Origin of the sequence: Samsonia erythrinae, from assembly GCF_004342665.1 — a bacterium.
Classification (GTDB): Bacteria; Pseudomonadota; Gammaproteobacteria; order Enterobacterales; family Enterobacteriaceae; genus Samsonia; species Samsonia erythrinae.
This window is the reverse complement of the sequence record NZ_SMBY01000025.1, coordinates 1-1,295: the sequence shown is the minus strand read 5'-3', so window position 1 is coordinate 1,295 and position 1,295 is coordinate 1. Positions and strand designations below refer to the sequence as shown.

The 1,295-nt window shown below is 51.5% G+C and carries 1 rRNA gene; it reads left to right on the top strand.

Annotated elements, in window-relative coordinates:
* Positions 1–126: 126 nt before the first annotated feature.
* Positions 127–1,295, top strand: a 23S ribosomal RNA gene (locus EDC54_RS17760); the annotation flags it as partial.

Here is a 1,295-nt window from a genome sequence, read left to right as displayed (position 1 = left end):
ATTGCTCTTTAACAATCTGGAACAAGCTGAAAAATTGAAACAACGGATAATTGAAATGATTATTCGTGAGTCTCTCAAATAATCGCGGCGCGAGGGTGATTCGACAGAAACATCTTCGGGTTGTGAGGTTAAGCGACTAAGCGTACACGGTGGATGCCTAGGCAGTCAGAGGCGATGAAGGGCGTGCTAATCTGCGATAAGCGTCGGTAAGGTGATATGAACCGTTATACCCGACGATACCCGAATGGGGAAACCCAGTGTGTTTCGACACACTATCATGCAGTGAATACATAGCTGTATGAGGCGAACCGGGGGAACTGAAACATCTCAGTACCCCGAGGAAAAGAAATCAACCGAGATTCCCCCAGTAGCGGCGAGCGAACGGGGAGGAGCCCAGAACCAGAATCAGTTTGTGTGTTAGTGGAAGCGTCTGGAAAGTCGCACGACAGAGGGTGATAGTCCCGTACACAAAAATGCACAGGCTGTGAGTTCGATGAGTAGGGCGGGACACGTGTTATCCTGTCTGAAGATGGGGGGACCATCCTCCAAGGCTAAATACTCCTGACTGACCGATAGTGAACCAGTACCGTGAGGGAAAGGCGAAAAGAACCCCGGCGAGGGGAGTGAAACAGAACCTGAAACCGTGTACGTACAAGCAGTGGGAGCACCCTTTGGGGTGTGACTGCGTACCTTTTGTATAATGGGTCAGCGACTTATATTCTGTAGCAAGGTTAACCGAATAGGGGAGCCGCAGGGAAACCGAGTCTTAACTGGGCGTTAAGTTGCAGGGTATAGACCCGAAACCCGGTGATCTAGCCATGGGCAGGTTGAAGGTTGGGTAACACTAACTGGAGGACCGAACCGACTAATGTTGAAAAATTAGCGGATGACTTGTGGCTGGGGGTGAAAGGCCAATCAAACCGGGAGATAGCTGGTTCTCCCCGAAAGCTATTTAGGTAGCGCCTCGTGAACTCATCTTCGGGGGTAGAGCACTGTTTCGGCTAGGGGGTCATCCCGACTTACCAACCCGATGCAAACTGCGAATACCGAAGAATGTTATCACGGGAGACACACGGCGGGTGCTAACGTTCGTCGTGAAGAGGGAAACAACCCAGACCGCCAGCTAAGGTCCCAAAGTCATGGTTAAGTGGGAAACGATGTGGGAAGGCCCAGACAGCCAGGATGTTGGCTTAGAAGCAGCCATCATTTAAAGAAAGCGTAATAGCTCACTGGTCGAGTCGGCCTGCGCGGAAGATGTAACGGGGCTAAACCATGCACCGAAGCTGCGGCAGCGA